Origin of the sequence: Rhodococcus sp. NPDC078407 (assembly GCF_044542515.1) — a bacterium.
Taxonomy (GTDB): Bacteria; Actinomycetota; Actinomycetes; order Mycobacteriales; family Mycobacteriaceae; genus Rhodococcoides.
Genome location: NZ_JBITUQ010000001.1, coordinates 438,235 through 456,183, shown reverse-complemented (window position 1 = coordinate 456,183; position 17,949 = coordinate 438,235). Strand labels below are relative to the sequence as shown.

Here is a 17,949-nt window from a genome sequence, read left to right as displayed (position 1 = left end):
TTCCGTCGGATCAGTACGAATCGCGGAGCAGTGCCACCGGGTCCTCGCACATTCTCCGCAGGGCCGCGTCCATCACCTCGACGCGCACCATCTTGCTGCAGAACGAGGCCGTGTAGGTACGGCCACCGGCGATCTCGGCGATGAGCAACGTGCAGCCGTCCGCGCCGTCCGGTTCGAGTGACGCAGCCATCTGAGGGGGTCTGCCGTCGTCGGACCAGTCGAGGTGGTCGAACACCCGAACCCGTCCCAGGTCGCTGACGGCCAGCCGCAGAGTCTCTGGAACCTCGACGATCGATTCGGCATCTCGTGACGGGGAGGACGACCGAAATCGTGCCGCCACGTCTCGCAGCTGTGACATGCCCAGTACTGCGATGGGCCAACCGGATTCGATGACCTCTCGCATCGACGCGGCGATCCCGACAGGCGTCGTGGTGGCAGGGAGATGCAGCGGAATGCCGACGGCGAAGTTGCCGTGTGCACCCTGTTGAGCCTGATCGAGATAGCGTCTGCTGTTGAACAGCACCATGATGTGGTCGTCGACTGCGACCGACTCGGCCCGCAGTGCCGCGGCCCACAGAGCGACGGAGACCGAGGCGGCGGTCGCTCCAGGCATGTTCTCGGCGGTCCAGCGTTTGAGTGCGTCGACTTTCGCTGCCGTCATGTAGCCGGCGCGGCTGACTTTTCCGGTTTCCCAGTTCTCGATACGACGACGGGGAGTGGACTTACCGTCGGTTTCGATCCGATGGCGACCACGCAGCTTGCAGAAGTCCGACAGCGTCTTGGGCTTGCGAGAGTAGTGCCGCCACAGCGCTTTCCATGTTGCACTCGGCGGCAAGCCTAGTGCCAGCCCGGGGACCAGTGATCCGCCGGCGTCGTCACAGAACGCCGCCAACATCATGACGCCGATCTGGCCGTCGCCGATGCCGTGCGAGTAGTCGATCGCGAGATGGTCGTCGAATACTGCCACTTCGAGTGGGCCCCGTGCGCCTTCCCGCGACCGCATCTCGGTCAGCAAGCAACCCAAGTCCTCAGTGGGACCGCTGCCGGCGATGACGTTGTCGCCGGCGATGCCGCGGCGGTATCGCCACTGCCGAACATCCGACCGTGGTTCCAGTGCGATGTGCGGTGCCGCGTCGACGTGTTCGGCGGCGGTGAGCGTCGCCCGCGTGCGCTCGATGTCGAGGCCGCGAACGGGACCTACTGCGGTCACGATTCGGGTATCGGCGAACACCCGATCCAGCCCGGTCGAGCGGTAGCTCCGCTCAGCGGACGGCATCGACGACCTCCTGCATTCGACTGCGGAAATTGGCCCGTGAGAAGCCTTCGGCCCAATTGCGAATGTGGGCGCGATCGTAATCGGCGGGATCGAACGAACGCATCGCCTCGGCAAACCCTGCAATGACGGCGTCGTCGGAGCCCGGTGCCACATGAAGCCCGGTCTTGCCTGGAACCACCGAGTCCATGGCACCGCCGTCTCCCAGAGCTATGACCGGTGTTCCGGTCGCCATCGACTCGACGGGGACGATGCCGAAGTCTTCGACCCCCGGCATCAGCAGGGCGCGTGTCGTTCGGTGCAGTTCCAGAAGCTTCTCGTGTGAGACGCGGCCCAGAAAGGTCGTTTTGGGTCCGGCCAGTTCTCGGCAGGCATTCATCGCGCGGCCGTCTCCCGCGACCACGAGCGGAACATCGGCCTCCGCGGCGGCGCGTACCGCGATGTCCGGGCGCTTGTAGGGGACCAGACGACCGGCCAGCAGGAAGAAGTTCTCACGTTCGATCGACGGATCCGGAGTGAAGCCCTCCGTGTCCACCGGTGGATGCACCACCACAGCGTCGTCTCGGCCCCACCAGTCTTCGATGCGTTGTGCGACCGCCGTCGAATTGGCCACCACGGTTGTCAGTTTCGGTGCGGCGGCGATCTCGCATCGCCGGGCCACCGCGGACAGCGCCGTCAGGATCGCCGCTCCGGCCCGGCCGCCGCCTTCCCCGGCCCGCAGTTCGGGGTCCCAGGCCCATCGTGCCGGGCTGTGTACATAGGCGATCACCGGTGAGTCGGTCGCGAACACGGCTTGAGTCGCAAATGCGTGGTGGCTCACGACGACAGCGTCGAAACCGTTCAGTGGCATGCGACGAAAGGCCAACGGCATCATCGGCAGAACGGGTGCATACGACCGTTGCCCCAATGCGTTGTACACACGGTTGAGGCCCGAAGTGTGTGGCTCGCGGCTGATTCCCGACGGCACACCGGACGGCCGGGAGATGGGCGCGAACACTTCCGCGGCGGGCCAGTGCAACGCCAGTTGCTCGATGACGTGCTCGGATCCCGCGATCTCGGTGAATCTCTCGTGTACGACGGCAATTCTGTCAGCTGGCATGGCGTTGGCCTTCCGGCGCGATCGTCTCCGCGGACTGTTCCGCTCGTCGGGGCGAGTTCTTGTTCTGCAGAACGAGGTGAACGGGAATATCGAAGTCGTCCAGCCGACGTAGTGCTGCAGTTGCGGCCTTCTTGTCTCGTCCGCGCTTGGACACCAGCACCACGACCGTTTCGACCTCGCCGACGTCGGTGTACTGCCACCACTGCTCCGACAAGCCGAATTCTGCAGTGGCTCGGCGGTGCCCGGTGGCCTGTCCCTCGCCGTGCGCAGAATCGAAGGCTGCAGCTTCGCCCACCAGCAGGAGCACGACACTGTCGCCCTTGGGAACAGCGTGCCGCGCTCCCCTCGAAGCAGGGCGGTCACCGCGCTCGAGTGCGGCGATCCGTGACGCGACGGCGGGCGGAACCGCGTCGCCGGTTGCGGGGTCGAAATGTGCACCGTACTTGCGGGATACCCGACGGGCCCAGGAGCGGGAAGGTCTGCTGCCCAGACGCCCTCGAAGCAGCACGATCAGTTCGGCCGAGACGATGAGCGCAGCCAGGGCTGCGACGAGTGCCTCCGGAATGGGTTTCGGTGAGACCGGAGTGGCGCTCTGCTCCGGGTTCGACAACACGACCAGTCGATCTCCGCTCGCGGTTGCTTCGAGTTCGCCCTGGCGGGTGCGTAGCTCGGCCAACTCGGACAGCGACGCGGGCCGGCTCGGATCGTCGGCGGGGAGAGCGTCCACCTGCGACTGCCGCGCGTCGATGGTGGACTGCCCCTCCTGCGTTCGCTCCTGCGAGTCGCGGATCGCATTGGCAGAGGACGTGCTGGCCATGGTCGACACCAGCGTTTCGGCGAGATCCGCGGCGAGTTCGGGAGATCGGGTCGTCACCGTCACCGTCAGCAGCGCCGGTGAGGTGCCGGGAGTGAGCTCGATGCTCGAGGCGAGTTCCGCGGCGTCCATCCCGGCGTCGACCTGTGCGAGGACCTGATCGAGCACGCCGCGGTCGGTGGCCAATTCGATGAACGGTGCGCGCATCTGTTCGATGAACGCATCTCCGGGAACGAGTGTTTGCACCGGTTCGATCTCGGTGACGATCGACGCGGCGTACTGCTTTTCGGTGAGTTCACTTCTGAGGTAGAACACCCCTGCTCCCACCAACACCGCAACGATCAAGGCCGGTAGTAGGGCACGGCCGAGTTCGCGCATGTGGCCCGCCAGATCGATAGGAGGGGGCACATCGCCTCGGTGTACGGCATCGTGGACGGACATCAACCGCTTACCCTTCCGTCGTCGATGCGAGCGGACATACCGCTTCGGTGATTCGTGGAGCAGACGGACTCGATGATAGCCGGGCCCGAGTGCTGTTCGCGTAGCCGTGCCGGTCGTGAATGAAACTGCCCATCAACAACATTGGCATAACAAGTGCATCGGTTTGTTATGCCCACGGAAGCGAACTTCGGCTCTGCAAGGTGGGGTGGGAATCGGGTGTTGTGTCCGTTGTGTCCGGTGGCTTCACTCGGAGCGCGCACGGTGTCGTCCTTTCTCTGCCGATCCGGGTAGTGGTGACTCGACCAGCCCGATTGCGACGAATGCATACAGCATGGCCGCGACCAGCAGCGCCGCCGCAACAGAAATGAGCAGCCACAGGCCGGCATACTGCTGTACCAGGAACCAGCCGCCGAGCGTCGTACCCGCGGTGATCCCGAAGATCACCGAAATAGACTGCAGCGGAAAGAGTCTGGACGTGGGCATACTCCGAGCGATGACGATCCACAGCAGTACCAGGGTGGTTCCGATCGTCACGACGGTGGAGATTGCAGCTCCGTCGTACGACATCCGCGGGATCAGGAAGAGGTTCAACCCGATGTTCAGGGCCAGACCGACCAGCGCCACCAGCGGGTAGTGACGCTGCATTCCGGCCGACGCGAGCAGAAAGATTCCCAGCATCACCAGCGACATCAGCGCTGCGCCGATCACCAGGAGGCGGGCGGCGTGAGCCCCGTCGACGAACCTGTCGCCGTACAGCAGGCCGATCAACGGCTCGGCCGACGGTACGAACGCCGCGACGGCCATCGCTCCGAAAAGCGCGAAGAGCAATGCGGCCGAACGTGAGCGCGCTCGAAATGCAGCAGTGTCGTGCGGCCACGACGCGACGAGCAGGGTGCTGATCGGTGCCACCGCGGCCAGCACGAAGGTGTCGATCATGTCGGAGAACTTGTAGCCGATCGAATACAGGCCCACGGCCTCGAAGGTGTCGAGGAGACTGAGCATCAGCATGTCGATCTTGAGCATGGCGATGGTGAGCGCGAAGCCGATTGCCAGGGGCACTGCCTCTTTCAGGTACGGCCCCCAGCGGCGAATCTCGATGTGCCTGGACGGCCGCAGGCCCATCGAACGGTTGCCGACGCCGAAACCCTTGGTGACCAGCTTGAAGATTTCGTTGACCACTGCCGGAAGAACGAAGATCAACAGGGTGGGAGCCAGCACGGCCGCCAACACGGTCAACGCCAACTGGATTGCCTGACCGGCACTTTCGGCAACGGCCACCAGGACCAAACGGTGCCGGCTCTGGAAGAGCACACTCAAAGCGTGACCCGGTGTGGCGAATACGACCACCAGTCCGCCCAACACCGTCGCGAGGATTACCTCGCTCGGATACTGCAGTAACAGAACGTACGCGACTGCCAGTACGTAACCCACCAGTCCGAGGACGGTGCGGAGGGCCAGAAATGACGATGCCGTTCGACCGATTTCGTCGGCATCGTCATCCATCAACTTCGCCAGCACGACGCGCCCGACTCCGAGATCGGTGACGACGGACATCAAACCGAGCAGTGCGAAGACGAAGCTGAACTGACCCCAGTCGTCCGGTCCGAGAGACCTCGCGATGATGACGCTGCCGACCCAGCCCAGCGCCGCAATGACGACTCTGCTGATCAGAACGGCAATCGTGGCCTTGGCTGCGGCCTTCGGATCCGCTGCGATCGCGCGGTAATCAGGGGGCTGTTCGGTGCCGTCGAGCGCCAGCTCGTCGGACATCAGGTCACGCCCGCAGCGCGATACGCGTCGGCGGTGAGCTGCGCAGTTCGCTGCCAACTGATTGCACGGGAGGCGTCGGCCGCGGCGTCGACCAGGGCTGCCCGCGCGTCCGCGTCGAACACGATGGGCTTCATGGCGCGCACCCAGTCGTCCTCGTTCTCCGATTCGACGAGAACGGCACCGTCACCGACGACATCGGGTAGGGCCCCGACTGCACTGGCTACCACCGCGCCGCCCGAGGCCATGGCCTCGACCGGTGGGAGCCCGTACCCCTCGTAGCGAGAGGCGTACGCGGTGACGGTTGCGGCAGCGTACAGAGCAGACAGATCCTCGACATCGACGTACCCGAGCCCCCGAGAATTGCGAGGGGCGTGCGGCCCGGTCGAGCCCGCCCCGGCCAGCAGGCACGGAATCCCGAGACTCTCTGCGGCGTCCGCGACCAGCTGTACGTTCTTGCGGGGTTCCACGGTTCCGACCTGGATGACGAACCGGTCCGGTAGGTCGTACTTGGACCGAACGGCGTCGATGCGGGCATCAGTGGGTACGGTCGCCCACGCTGCCGGTGCCAGTCCGACCACTGTGGCGTCGCGGCCGCTCACCGCCTTGATCCGATCGGCGGTGAACTGTGAGACCGCGATAAGCAGATCGGCTCGGCGTAAAGCACGCCCGACCAGTCTCTGCTCACCCAGGGCGCGAAACCTACTGGAGGCCGACGGCATGTCGATCACCGAAAGATCGTGCACCGTGGCGACTGTGAAGGCTTTGGTGAGGAACGGAAGGTCGACGTCCAAGCCGTGCACCACATCGCATCGTCCGACGGGGAGGGCACCGAGCAATGCGCGCGCCGCACCGCTGGTGACGGGCCGCTCTATCGACCGAACCGAGGGCGGAAGTTCGCCGACGGCGTCGCGCTGCACCACCGCGGCGAGATCGGTGCCGGGCAGAAACTGCGGTAGTTCGTTCAGGAGCTCGCGAATGTAGGTCTGTACTCCGCTTCCGCCCGGCCGGAGGGCGAGCGCCCCGAAGACGATTCGTGTTGCGCTGCTGCGCATCCCACCACTCCTAACAAGAGCCAGAAATAGACATCGATCGGAAAGATCTCGAAATACGTGGAGACGAGACTGGCGAACATGGCCGCGACGATCGAAGCACCGACGCCGAGGGCGAGCGCGCCGTCGGTACCACGCAGGACACGTGAGAGGCGCGTGCACCACAGCAACGACGTCACCAGCAGCGCCACCACCGCCCAGAGTCCGATCGGCCCCAGTTCGAGCAGCGCCTTCACGTAGTAGTTGTCGGGTTGGTAATTGGTCGAGAGCCCGGACTGTGTGAAGGCCGCGCCCTCGGCGGTGGAAATACGGTCTGCTGCAGACCCACTCGATCCCAGCCCGGTGCCGACGGGATGAATCAGGATGCTGGCGATGATGTTGGCCCAGCCGTCACCGCGTTGACCGAGGCTGCTCGAGGAGAAGAAGACCGACGTGATCTTGGGTACGAAGGGAATCGTGACGGCCACTGCTACAGCTGCCAGGGCAAGTGGCGCCGCGAGGTAGCGAAAACGCACAGCGATCAAGTAGACGGCTCCCACCGCGAGTCCGAGAATTGCCCCTCGAACGATCGAGCTGGACATCGCGATCACCATCATCGGACTTGCACAGAGGAACAACATGTTTCGGCGACGGCGTGGATCGCCCAGCGCTACCGCACCACCGACGAGCAACGCCAACATCACATACAGCCCGAACGGAAACGGCAGGTTGAATGTGCTGAACGTGCGCAGTAGACCACCCGATGTTCGCACCTGCGTGTCGTATTCGTACCCCAGCGACACCAGTGCGGCCGGCCCGACCACGAGTTGCACGATGCCGACTGCGGACGTGAACACACCCATGCCCATCAGAACGGAGACGAGGTGATCTCGGTCCGAGGCGTCGAACGGCGCGAGCCACATGACGACCACCAACAGGACATAGAAGAAGGTCACCTTGATGCCGAACACGCCGACGATGCCGAAGGTGGCGAATGCAGACACGCTGCCGAAGACGACGAAGAGGGCCGCTGCGGGCCACCACGGCATGAACACCCGGGGAGTCGAGCCACGGACATGGCGTGGTCGACGTAGCCACGCACACAGAAGCGTGAAAACGACCAGGCCTTCTTTCCATCCGGACACGATTCCGGGCAGAGGAACGAGAACCAGAAGCCCGTGCAGTGGAACGAGTCCCGCCAACAGCAGCACTCCGCGCTGCGGCCGCCGGTAGATCGCCGATGCCACCACACAGCCGACCGCGAGCACCACCGCAGCGCCGAAAGCCAACGCTACGTAAGTGATCACGGGGTGACCCGAACGTGGATGTGTTCGGTGTAGCCCACGATCAGTCCTCGGCGCGCTTCAGAACGGCCAACACCGTGAGAAACAGAATCTTGATGTCGAGCGAAATCGACCAATTCTCGATGTAGTAGTTGTCCCACTCCGCGCGGTCGGCAATCGATGTCTGGCCACGGAGTCCGTGAACCTGGGCCCATCCCGTCACACCCGCCTTGACGCGGTGCCGCTCGCCGTACCGACGAATCTGCATCTCGAACAAGTCCACGTACTGAGGACGCTCGGGCCGCGGACCCACCAAGCTCATGTCGCCGCGCAGCACGTTGAGAAGCTGCGGAAGTTCGTCCAGCGAGGTCTGTCGCATGATCTTGCCGATACGAGTTCGTCGGTCGACACCCTCGACGCCACCGGGGGCGTCTCCGGCTTCGGCACGAACTCGGCGTCCGATGCCCGCGGAGGCCGCATGGAACGAAACTTCAAGCAATCGAACGGTAGGCCGTCGCGGCCGATTCGCTCCTGCGCGAAGAAGATCGGGCCGGGGGAGCTCAGGCGCACGAGCAGCATCAGCGTCAGGAAGACAGGGGAGAGCAGGAGTAGACCGAATGCGGTCAGGACCCGGTCGAGAACTCCCTTGAGCGCGAACTGCCACCCTTTGGGGTTCACGTGCGGCAGCACCATCAACGGCAGGCCGCCGATGTGTTCGACGCGGGTGTTGACGTTGACGGCGTCGTACAACCTGGGCACCACCCACACCCTCATGCCGAGTCGGTGTGCAGTTCTGATCGCCCCGAGCAACTCTCGATCCTCGGTGGGGGCGAATGCGACTATCAATTCCTCGGCCCCGGTTCTTCGTGCGACTGTCTCGAAGTCGCCGGGGAGTCCGAGGTGCGGCAGATCAGGAACCTCGCTGCTCGACGGCACGTTCGCAACCGGGGCCTCGCCGACATAACCGACCGGTGCGAGACCGTACTCGGGGAACTGGCGTGTGCGTGCGACGAGTTGGTGCGCAATCGGGTCGTTGCCCAGCACGATGGTCGGTGCCGCGGAGCCGTACTTCGATCGGATGAAGCGCTGTATGACAACACGGATCAGGCGAGCGATGGCGACGGTGAATGCGCAGAGCACCCACAGACGCAGCACGACCGAGCTGGGCCGGTACTCCGTGCCGGCCGAGAACATCACGACCAGCAGGGCAAGCGCCGCGAAGGCCACAGCTGTCTCTACCGGCCCGATTTCGTCGAGGAAATTTCGCCGGAGGCTGCGCCGGTACATCGACTTGCCGGCCAGGATGACGATCAGTAGCGGCAGGAAAAGCCACGGTAGCCAACCGGTCTCGGTGAGGCTGCCCGAGTGCCACAGCAGTGCGCCCACCAGTGCGACGACGCCGGCGAGCACATCGACGGCGACTGTGATGGTGGTGGCCAGTGGATCGACGCGGAGTCGGTCCACCAGGGTACGAGCAGCAACGGTGTCGGGCTCGGTAGCCCGCGGGCGAGTGTGCGGAGATTCCAGTGTTTTGGGCACAGCTACTTCCGGTGACTAGTTCGGATCGATTGGTCCTGATAATCCCAATTAATGTATACCTGCGACAAAGAGGCCAGCCGGTCGACTTGACGAAAAAAACTTCGAGTCGGTTGTGGGCCGAGAAATGCTAATGCGCGGTGGGATAAACGTCTTTTATTCGAAAACTCGCTCGCGAATTATCCATGCCAAATCCTGCAGGATCTGGATGTGGCCGGTAGTCCATTGCCGCGGCTGTTGATCCCACACGCACAGGGTGCCCACGGAATGGCCGTCGTTGTCGATGAGCGGAACTCCCAGGTAGGACACGAGGAGGTTGCCCTGAACCGATGGGTGGTCCTTGAGGACGTCATTGAGTCGCGCGTCCTCCACCACCAACGGCTGGCCCAGGTCGATCGCATAACGGCAGATGGACGCGTCGATGGGAACCTCTTGCGCACCACCGAGTTCCGTTGGAAGTCCCAGTGCGCTCTTGAAGAACTGTCGCTTGTCGTCGATCAGCGAGAACGCAGCCGAGGGTGCGCTCAGCGCATCGGCGACCATGGCGACGATCCGGTCGTATCCTGCGTCGGATCCGGTGTCCATCAGTCCCGTTGCGGCGACGGCGGCCAATCTGTCGGGATCGTCGATCGGGGTGCCGAACGCCCTGGTCACCTCGACCGGGCCGACACCGTTCTCCGCACCGGCCTGCAGGGCACGGAGCAAAGCGCCCACGTCGGAATCCTGATCGTCGGACAGTTCCCGAACGAGTCGGTCCACCACTGCGCGCCGGATGAATTCTTCTGTGGAAACCCCGGATTTCTCCGCCTGCCGGGCGAGTAACTCGTTCAGACGCTCGTCGAAACCGGGAAAACCTGTAGTCATTGGGCAAATGGTAGTACAGGAAAAGTTTGCTTTACCGATGACTACTGCACCGGTTTCTTCCAGAAGAACGGAAAACCGTGCCTCGAGACAGTGAATGTGACAAAACCATTCGAGAATTGATTGCTTTCCGCTGTTGTAGCATCTCCGGATGCCAGTGAAGCTACCTCGTCGATCGATCGCCGTCCTGGCTGCTCTCATGTTGCCGTTCGCCGCGACGCCGGGTGCGGGCGCAACTCCCGTAGAACGCACCCAGCCCCTCGTGCGGTCCCAGTCGAGTCCTGGAACATGCGGAGAACGGTCCACCGCCATCCGGATCGGGGTGTCCCCGGGGGCATCGATCGCTAACCTGTCCACCGCAGACCTCGATCGTGACCTGTCACTTGCCAAGGACGCAGGTGCCTTCGCCGTCCGACTCGACTTGGACTGGGGGTTGATCGAGCCGAGTCGTGGCACCTTCGATTGGGCGCTGAGCGACCGCATCATCGACGCCGTGGTAGCTCATGGAATGTGCCCGTACGGCATCGTCGGCTACACACCGCGGTGGGCCCGCGTCGCAGACGCGGTCGAGAACCCGCATGCGCGTCCGGCCGATCCGGCGGAATTCGCGTCGTTCGCTCGTGCCGTCGTCGAGCGGTATCAGGACCGAATGCGCCTGTGGGAGGTATGGAACGAGCCGAATCTCGTGTCGTTCTTCGCACCGGCCCCCGACGTAGCCGCCTATTCGGAGCTGCTGCGCCTTACCTACCAAGCGATCAAACAGGTCCAGCCCGACTCCACGGTGCTCGCGGGCGGAATGGCCCCGGCGGAGACGACACAGGGCAACATCACGGGAACGACCTTCCTGTCCCAGATGTACGACCACGGTGCCAATCAGTATTTCGATGCCTTCAATGTGCACCCGTACACCTGGCCGTATCTCCCCAACGATCCCGGTACGTCGTCGTGGAACACCGCCATGAAGATGTGGGCGATGCGCGATGTGATGGTCGCGGGCGGTGACGCGAACAAACAGATCTGGATCACCGAATTCGGGGCACCGACGGGTACCAATCCGAACAGCGTGACCGAGCAGGTCCAGTCCGACACCATCGGGATCGTGCTCGACGCGGTCCTGGGTACCGACTGGCTCGGCCCGGCCTTCGTGTATTCGCTGCGCGACTCGGGAACCGACACCTCGGACGTCGAGCAGAACTTCGGGTTGCTGCACCGTGACTGGACGCCGAAGCTGGCGTACGCCCGCGTCGACGCCTTTGCCGCCGAGCATTCGGTGCCGTAGAACCATCGGTTCCGCTGCCGGTCTGCGTGGGCTATGGTCTGGCCATGCATTCGCAGCCGGGGGGCGCGGTACCCGACCGTATCGACATCAAGTTCGACTCGAAGGGGGTCGACTGTGCTGCTTGGCTGTACTTCCCCGACAGTGCCGATCCGGCCCCGGTGATCGTCATGGCGCACGGTCTCGGCGGTACCCGAGAGATGCGACTCGATGCCTATGCGGAGCGCTTTCGTGCCGCTGGATACGCCTGCCTGGTGTTCGATTATCGCTACTTCGGAGCCAGCGGCGGTGAGCCTCGCCAGCTTCTCGATATCAAGTCTCAGTTGCAGGACTGGGCGTCGGCGATCGCTCATGCCCGTTCGCGCACCGACGTGGACAGTGATCGAATCGTGTTGTGGGGCTCGTCGTTCGGCGGGGGTCATGTCATCGCCGCTGCCGCTCGCGACCAGCAGGTCGTGGCCGTCGTGGCGCAATGCCCGTTCACGGACGGCATCTCCTCGGGTTTGGCGTCCAACACGTGGACCTCGGTGAAGCTGTCCGGCCGGGCGCTGGCAGACCTCGGGGGATCGGCGATCGGTCGACCGCCCCTGATGGTGGCCACGGCTGGACGACCCGGTACCACCGCACTGATGACCTCACCCGACAGTTACGACGGCTATCTGGCTCTCGCGCCGGACGCGGACGAATCCTTCCACAACCGGGTGGCTGCCAGAGTTGCACTGCAGATCGTGCGGCACCGACCCGGGCGTCGGGCGCAGGACGTTCGCTGCCCCATCCTGTTCGTGGTCTGCGAGACGGACTCGGTCGCGCCGGCGAAGGCCACCCTGCGTTACGCAGGAAAGGCTCCACTGGGTGAGATCAAGACCTACGGGGCCGGTCACTTCGAGATCTATCTCGGAGAGGCGTTCGAGACGGTAGTGGCAGATCAGATCGCATTCCTGACCCGTACTGTGCCGCCACGCCGTCAGTAGACGTCGCGCACGTACCGCTTCTCTGCAGCAAGAGCCTTGACATAGGCCTCGGCACTGCTGGGCGCGAGCTTTCCGTGCTGAGCGACCACGCCCTTCAGCGCTGCATCGACGTCCTTGGCCATGCGCGACGCATCGCCGCAGACGTAGAAGTGGGCACCGCGGTGAATCCAGTTCCACAACTCGGCCCCGTGCTCACGCATCCGATCCTGGACGTAGACCTTGTTCTTCTGATCGCGTGAGAAGGCGACGTCCAGACGGCCGAGCGATCCGTCCCGCACCATCGCCGTCAGTTCATCGCGGTAGTAGAAATCGGTGTCTTCGTGTTGCTCACCGAAAAACAGCCAATTCTGGCCGGTGTGCCCCAGCGCTCGTCGCTCATGCAGGAATGCTCGGAACGGGGCGATGCCCGTCCCTGGTCCGACCATGATCATGGGGGTGGCGGGGTCGTCCGGTGGCTTGAAGTGCGAGGACTTCTGTACGAAAATTCCGACCTCGTGGTTCGCCGCGTAGTCGGCCAGATACGTCGAGCACACACCGCGCCGCGGAACTCCGTGCACGTTGTACCGCACTGCGGAGACGGTCACCTGGACCTCGTTGGGGCTCTCCTTGGGACTCGACGAGATCGAATACAGCCGCGGCTGCAGCGGTTTGAGAACGGCCATCCAGTCTTGCGCCGACGCCCGCACCGGCCGTGCAGCAAGGACATCGATCGACTGTCGACCCCACATCCAGTCGCGCAGCGCATGCTTGTTGTCCGGATGCAACATCGCTTCGAGGTCGTCGTCCGCAGTCCTGCGGTGAACGAACTTCAGTAGATCCGGTGTCACCCGGGCAATCTCGAGGTGGTTGCTCAACGCCGCGCGCAAGGTGGTGTCACCGATATCGGCGAGACCGACAGTCGCGTCGCCGTCCAGATCGGTCGCCGCCAACCACTCGTCCACGAAAGCGTCGCTGTTGCGTGGCCAGACTCCGAGTGCGTCACCGACCTCGTACTCGAGTGTCCCGTCGGGTACCCGAAAGCCGAGTTGACGCACGTCCTTCATGGATCCCCGCGCACTCAGCGCTCGGTTGCGGACGAGAGTCGTCACGAACGGAGACCTCTTGCTGTATCGATCCGGCTCCGCGCAGGTCTGCGGGACGGTGCGCGCGGCAGCCTTCTCCCGTGTGTCCTTCTCCCGTGTGCCGTCGAGGGCGCTGTCCTCGTCGTGCCGGAGCAGATCGACCACCGCATCGAGCCACGCCGTCGCTTCGCTCTCGTAGTCGGGCTCGCAGTCGACTCGCTCGAGCAGTCGCTGGGCACCCAATTCGGCAAGGCGCTCGTCGATCCTGCGTCCGTGGCCGCAGAAGTCGGCGTAACTCGAGTCGCCGAAAGCCAGTACGGCGTAGCGGATTTCCGGTAGACCGGCCGCGGATCGGTCGGCCAGGCTGTCCCAGAACGTCGCCCCGTTGTCCGGGGCTTCGCCGTCGCCGGTGGTGCTGCTCACGATCAGGACATCTGCCTCGGCGGGTAGTCGATCGACGGTGAACGAATCCATCGAGTGCTCCGCGACGGTCAGTCCCGCATTCCTCAGATGCGACATGCAACTCTGCGAATACTCCTCGGCAGTGCCGGTCTGCGAGGCCCACAGTAAAAGAAGCGGCCGCCCTGGATGATCGGGCGAGGCTGCCGGGGTGACGGTGGCAGTGCCGTCGACAGCGACTGTGCGCGAATACAGTCCGGCAAGTACTCCGCCCAGCCACGCGTGTGTTTCGGGGGACAAGGGTGTCTGCGACGGCAGAGTGGGCGTGCCAGCGGCGTTGCGGCCGGCCGCACTGCTCAGGCCTTCCAGAAGCCCTGCGATGTAATGCTGCTCGACGGTGGTCAGCGGTTCCGAAGGCCGCGCAGGGCGGCCGACGATCGCAGCGAGCGCATCGACCGGATCCTGGGAACGATCGTCGTCCGTGGGTGAGAGCGTCTGGGCTGCAGCGACTCTGGTGAGCGTGACCGCGCACGCCTTGAATTCGGGCTGTCGAGAATACGGATCGATGGCGTCGTTGGTGACGGCATTGATTGCCAGGTACTCGCCGAATTCGTCGTTCCAGTGGAACGGGGCGAAGCAGTTGCCCGGCAGCACTCGATCGGTGACGACGGCAGGGAGGACGGCCCGGCCTCGGCGAGATGCCACCTCGATGCTGTCGCCGTCGACGACACCGAGCCGGTCGGCATCACGTGGGTGCATCTCGACGAACGGGCCGGAATCGAGTTTGTTCAGCTTGGCGACCTTGCCGGTCTTGGTCATGGTGTGCCACTGGTGTGGCAGACGGCCGGTGTTGAGGACAAACGGGTAATCGTCGTCGGGCATCTCGGCAGGCACCATGGCAGGCCTGGCGAAGAACTGTGCTCGTCCATCGGGGGTGGGAAAAGACAGTGACGGTATCGAACCGTCCTCGTGAACGCGTTGTCGCTGGCTGACTCCATCGTTCAGATAGCGGATCGGGTTTCTGGGGGTCGCAGCCTCGGGCGGGCACGGCCACTGAAGCGGGCTCTGGCGCAGTCGCTCGTAGGTGACACCGCGGATGTCGTAGCCGGTGTTCGGGTTCGAGAACTGCTTGATCTCCTCGAAGATCTCCTCGGCCGTCGAATAGGTGAATGCTGCCGAATACCCGAGCGCGCAGGCCATGTCGGCGATGATCTTCCAATCGGGCAAGGCCCCGCCCGGTGCGTCGACGGCCGGTTGGAACAGCGTCATGTTGCGCTCGGAATTGACCATAACGCCCTCGGCTTCCGTCCACAGAGCGGCGGGAAGCATGACATCGGCGTACCCGTTCGTTTCGGTATCGGCGAAGGCATCCTGGGTGATCACCAACTCGGCACGTTCCAGGCCGTCGATCACCGTCGTCCGATTGGCCACCGAGGCAACCGGATTGGTACAGATGATCCAACAGGCCTTGATCTCGCCGGCAGCCAGCTTGGAGAACATCTCGATGGTGCCGCCGCCGACGTCGGTGCGCAGCGTCCCGTGGGGGATGCCCCAACGGTCCTCGACGAGTGCGCGGTCGGCGTCGTCGAGGACCGAGCGTTGTCCCGGAAGGCCCGGTCCCATGTAGCCCATTTCTCGTCCGCCCATGGCGTTCGGTTGCCCGGTCAGGGAGAAGGGACCACTCCCGGTTCTGCAGATGGCACCGGTGGCCAGGTGGAGGTTGCACAGCGCGTTGGTGTTCCAGGTTCCGTGCGTCGACTGGTTGAGACCCATGGTCCAGCAACTCACCCAGTTCGTCGCTGTGCCGATCATCGCGGCCGCAGACCGTAGGTCTTGCTCGTCCAGACCGGTTGCTGCACACACTTTGTCAGGGGTGTAGTCGCCCAGGAATTCCGTCATCGCGTCCCACCCGGAGGTGAACTCCGCGATGAACTCGGGGTCGGTGTTTCCGTCCTCGACGATCAGTGCGAGCAACCCGTTGAGCAGGGCCAGATCCGACCCGGGTTCGAGCTGCAAGTGGAGGTGGGCCTTGTCTGCGGTGGCGGTACGTCGAGGGTCGACGACGATGAGCTTCGCGCCGGCCTTGACGCGGTCCATCATCCGCAGGAACAAGATGGGGTGGCAATCGGCCATGTTGGAGCCGATGACGAAGAAGACGTCGGCGTGGTCGAAGTCCTCGTACGATCCGGGCGGCCCGTCGGCACCGAGGGATTGTTTGTATCCGGTGCCCGCGCTCGCCATGCACAGTCGCGAGTTGGATTCGATCTGGTTGGTCCCGATGAACCCCTTGGCCAACTTGTTCGACAGGTACTGAGCCTCTATCGACATCTGCCCGGACACGTACAGCGCAACGGCGTCGGGACCGTGCTCGTCGATGATGGTGCGTAGCCGCCCGGCGGTGTCGCTGATCGCCGTCGCAGTGTCCATACTTTCCGGGCGCTCACCGCGGCGACGGCGGATCTGCGCTTTCTCGAGTCGACCCGGCCCCGCGAGCATGTCTGCGGTGGTCGTTCCCTTTGTACAGAGGCGTCCGAAGTTGGCCGGGTGCGACTTGTCGCCCACGGACTTGGTGACGACCGGACCGGCGTCTGCAGACGCGGAGAGGCCGCCGACCTGCAGCACCATGCCGCAGCCCACGCCGCAGTACGCGCACAGAGTCTTCACCGTGGTGACCATGCATTCCACAGTGCCCGGCCCAGGGTGCGTGGCCATTACACGTCAGTTAGCCGGATATGACGTTGTCCTCACCGGGCCGGCTCGTGCACTGTGATCTCGGGTAGCCCGAGCGCGTGGTGGGAGGTAACACGAACTTTGCGCCTGGCGATTGGTACTCGAACGTTATTCATCGAACGGGCTGTCGAGTGGAATGTGAAGATTCCGCGCTGGCACAATCGTGCGGGTCGGGCTCGAAGTGGGAAGTGGTGTGTTGATGAGGGTGAATCGCGGATTCGTACTCGCCGCGGTGGGAATCGTTGCTTCGGTGGCGGTCCTGTCGGGATGCAGTTCTGCATCGGACATCTCCGAACCGTCGGTGCCGATCGACTCCAACCCCATGACCGAGCTGATGAAGCCGAAATTGACCTCGAGCGTCCTCGACGGCGCAGTCGGTTTCTCACCGGCAGACCCGGTGACCGTCTCGGTGGCCGACGGCAAATTGTCCTCGGTGACGATGCTCAACCCGGAGGGCGAGCCGGTATCGGGAGCGATTGCGCCCGATGGATTGTCGTGGACCAACACCGAGCCGCTCGGATACGACCGCGAATACCGCGTCCAGGCCGACGCCTACGGAATCGGGGGAGCGTCGAGCACGGTGTCGAGCTTCACCACCAGCCAACCCGGCAACTTCACCAAGCCGTACGTTCTGCCGAACCCCGGCGCAGTCGTCGGAATCGGCCAGCCGGTCGCGGTGCAATTCGACGAGCCGATCACCGACAAGGTTGCCGCGCAGAACGCCATCACCGTCACCACGACGCCTGCCGTCGAGGGTGCGTTCTACTGGGTCAACAATTCCGAAGTGCGGTGGCGGCCGCAGAATTACTGGGCACCGGGGACCGAGGTCGACGTCGCGGTGAACGTGTACGGGCGCGATCTCGGTGACGACATCTACGGTCAGGAGAACGCCACGACGTCGTTCACGATCGGTGACGCCGTCATCGCCACCGCCGACGACAACACCAAGCAGGTGACGTTCAACGTCAACGGCCAAGACGTCATCACCATGCCGACATCGATGGGTAAGGACAGCACACCCACCGACAACGGCGTCTACATCATCGGTGACCGATTCGAGCACCTGGTGATGGACTCTTCGACGTACGGTGTGCCGGTGAACTCGTCCAGCGGATACCGCACGCCGGTCGACTGGGCGACGCGAATGTCCTACAGCGGCATCTTCTTCCACTCCGCGCCCTGGTCGGTGGGGCAGCAGGGGTACTCCAACGCCTCCCACGGTTGCCTGAACCTGAGTCCAACCAATGCCAAGTGGGTCTACGACAACACCAAACGCGGCGACATCGTCGTCGTCAAGAACACCGTCGGGGGAACGCTGTCGGGTACCGACGGCCTCGGCGACTGGAACATTCCCTGGACCGAGTGGCAAGCAGGCAACGCCACTACGGTCTGATCGGTCGCGGTCTG

General features: G+C 64.0%; 11 protein-coding genes and 1 pseudogene. 3 read left to right on the top strand and 9 right to left on the bottom strand.

Translation table 11 applies throughout. The features are described 5' to 3' along the window. Positions 1-10: 10 nt before the first annotated feature. From ACIGGF_RS02130 to ACIGGF_RS02095, 8 genes and pseudogenes are all read right to left on the bottom strand, one after another. Positions 11-1,276, bottom strand: coding sequence for a hypothetical protein (locus ACIGGF_RS02130; RefSeq protein WP_397519769.1), 1,266 nt, complete (start codon positions 1,274-1,276; stop codon positions 11-13). Next, positions 1,263-2,372 carry a glycosyltransferase gene (locus ACIGGF_RS02125; RefSeq protein WP_397519768.1) on the bottom strand — a complete coding sequence of 370 codons (1,110 nt, stop codon included), beginning with the start codon at positions 2,370-2,372 and terminating at the stop codon, positions 1,263-1,265. The genes ACIGGF_RS02130 and ACIGGF_RS02125 overlap by 14 nt, the downstream gene beginning before the upstream one ends. Then, complete coding sequence (locus tag ACIGGF_RS02120) at positions 2,362-3,627, bottom strand: hypothetical protein (RefSeq protein ID WP_397519767.1); 1,266 nt, start codon at positions 3,625-3,627, stop codon at positions 2,362-2,364. Before ACIGGF_RS02120 ends, ACIGGF_RS02125 begins: the two co-directional genes overlap by 11 nt. A 243-nt stretch (positions 3,628-3,870) precedes the next feature. Next, positions 3,871-5,397 carry a flippase gene (locus ACIGGF_RS02115; RefSeq protein WP_397519766.1) on the bottom strand — a complete coding sequence of 509 codons (1,527 nt, stop codon included), beginning with the start codon at positions 5,395-5,397 and terminating at the stop codon, positions 3,871-3,873. After that, entirely contained in the window at positions 5,397-6,449 is a 1,053-nt protein-coding gene (locus tag ACIGGF_RS02110) for a glycosyltransferase family 4 protein (protein WP_397519765.1), read from the bottom strand. Before ACIGGF_RS02110 ends, ACIGGF_RS02115 begins: the two co-directional genes overlap by 1 nt. After that, positions 6,359-7,732 (bottom strand): O-antigen ligase family protein, encoded by a 1,374-nt coding sequence (locus ACIGGF_RS02105; protein ID WP_397519764.1) that lies wholly within the window; start codon positions 7,730-7,732, stop codon positions 6,359-6,361. The genes ACIGGF_RS02110 and ACIGGF_RS02105 overlap by 91 nt, the downstream gene beginning before the upstream one ends. A 40-nt stretch (positions 7,733-7,772) precedes the next feature. After that, positions 7,773-9,235: pseudogene (locus ACIGGF_RS02100) on the bottom strand (sugar transferase). Positions 9,236-9,400: 165 nt separating this feature from the next. Further along, positions 9,401-10,108, bottom strand: coding sequence for a GAF domain-containing protein (locus tag ACIGGF_RS02095; RefSeq protein ID WP_397519763.1), 708 nt, complete (start codon positions 10,106-10,108; stop codon positions 9,401-9,403). Positions 10,109-10,256: 148 nt separating this feature from the next. Between ACIGGF_RS02095 and ACIGGF_RS02090 the strand changes: the two genes are divergently transcribed. Both ACIGGF_RS02090 and ACIGGF_RS02085 read left to right on the top strand, forming a co-directional pair. Then, the gene (locus tag ACIGGF_RS02090; protein WP_397519762.1) at positions 10,257-11,384 is read left to right on the top strand and encodes a cellulase family glycosylhydrolase; all 1,128 of its coding nucleotides are present in this window, start codon (positions 10,257-10,259) and stop codon (positions 11,382-11,384) included. Positions 11,385-11,428: 44 nt separating this feature from the next. Continuing rightward, a complete protein-coding gene (locus ACIGGF_RS02085; protein WP_397519761.1) occupies positions 11,429-12,352 on the top strand; it encodes an alpha/beta hydrolase in 924 nt (307 codons plus the stop codon). Here the strand turns inward: ACIGGF_RS02085 and ACIGGF_RS02080 are convergent. Next, entirely contained in the window at positions 12,346-16,488 is a 4,143-nt protein-coding gene (locus ACIGGF_RS02080) for a molybdopterin-dependent oxidoreductase (protein ID WP_397519760.1), read from the bottom strand. The two genes, ACIGGF_RS02085 and ACIGGF_RS02080, sit on opposite strands and share 7 nt — an antisense overlap. Positions 16,489-16,741: 253 nt before the next feature. Between ACIGGF_RS02080 and ACIGGF_RS02075 the strand changes: the two genes are divergently transcribed. Next, positions 16,742-17,935: an Ig-like domain-containing protein gene (locus ACIGGF_RS02075; protein WP_397519759.1), complete on the top strand. Its 1,194-nt coding sequence runs from the start codon at positions 16,742-16,744 to the stop codon at positions 17,933-17,935. Positions 17,936-17,949: the final 14 nt, after the last annotated feature.

Bases quoted from the DNA above. Each gene is read 5' to 3' on its own strand.
- ACIGGF_RS02130 (WP_397519769.1), bottom strand. From the start codon at position 1,276: ATGCCGTCCGCTGAGCGGAGCTACCGCTCGACCGGGCTGGATCGGGTG.
- ACIGGF_RS02125 (WP_397519768.1), bottom strand. From the start codon at position 2,372: ATGCCAGCTGACAGAATTGCCGTCGTACACGAGAGATTCACCGAGATC.
- ACIGGF_RS02120 (WP_397519767.1), bottom strand. From the start codon at position 3,627: ATGTCCGTCCACGATGCCGTACACCGAGGCGATGTGCCCCCTCCTATC.
- ACIGGF_RS02115 (WP_397519766.1), bottom strand. From the start codon at position 5,397: ATGTCCGACGAGCTGGCGCTCGACGGCACCGAACAGCCCCCTGATTAC.
- ACIGGF_RS02110 (WP_397519765.1), bottom strand. From the start codon at position 6,449: ATGCGCAGCAGCGCAACACGAATCGTCTTCGGGGCGCTCGCCCTCCGG.
- ACIGGF_RS02095 (WP_397519763.1), bottom strand. From the start codon at position 10,108: ATGACTACAGGTTTTCCCGGTTTCGACGAGCGTCTGAACGAGTTACTC.
- ACIGGF_RS02090 (WP_397519762.1), top strand. From the start codon at position 10,257: ATGCCAGTGAAGCTACCTCGTCGATCGATCGCCGTCCTGGCTGCTCTC.
- ACIGGF_RS02085 (WP_397519761.1), top strand. From the start codon at position 11,429: ATGCATTCGCAGCCGGGGGGCGCGGTACCCGACCGTATCGACATCAAG.
- ACIGGF_RS02080 (WP_397519760.1), bottom strand. From the start codon at position 16,488: ATGGTCACCACGGTGAAGACTCTGTGCGCGTACTGCGGCGTGGGCTGC.
- ACIGGF_RS02075 (WP_397519759.1), top strand. From the start codon at position 16,742: ATGAGGGTGAATCGCGGATTCGTACTCGCCGCGGTGGGAATCGTTGCT.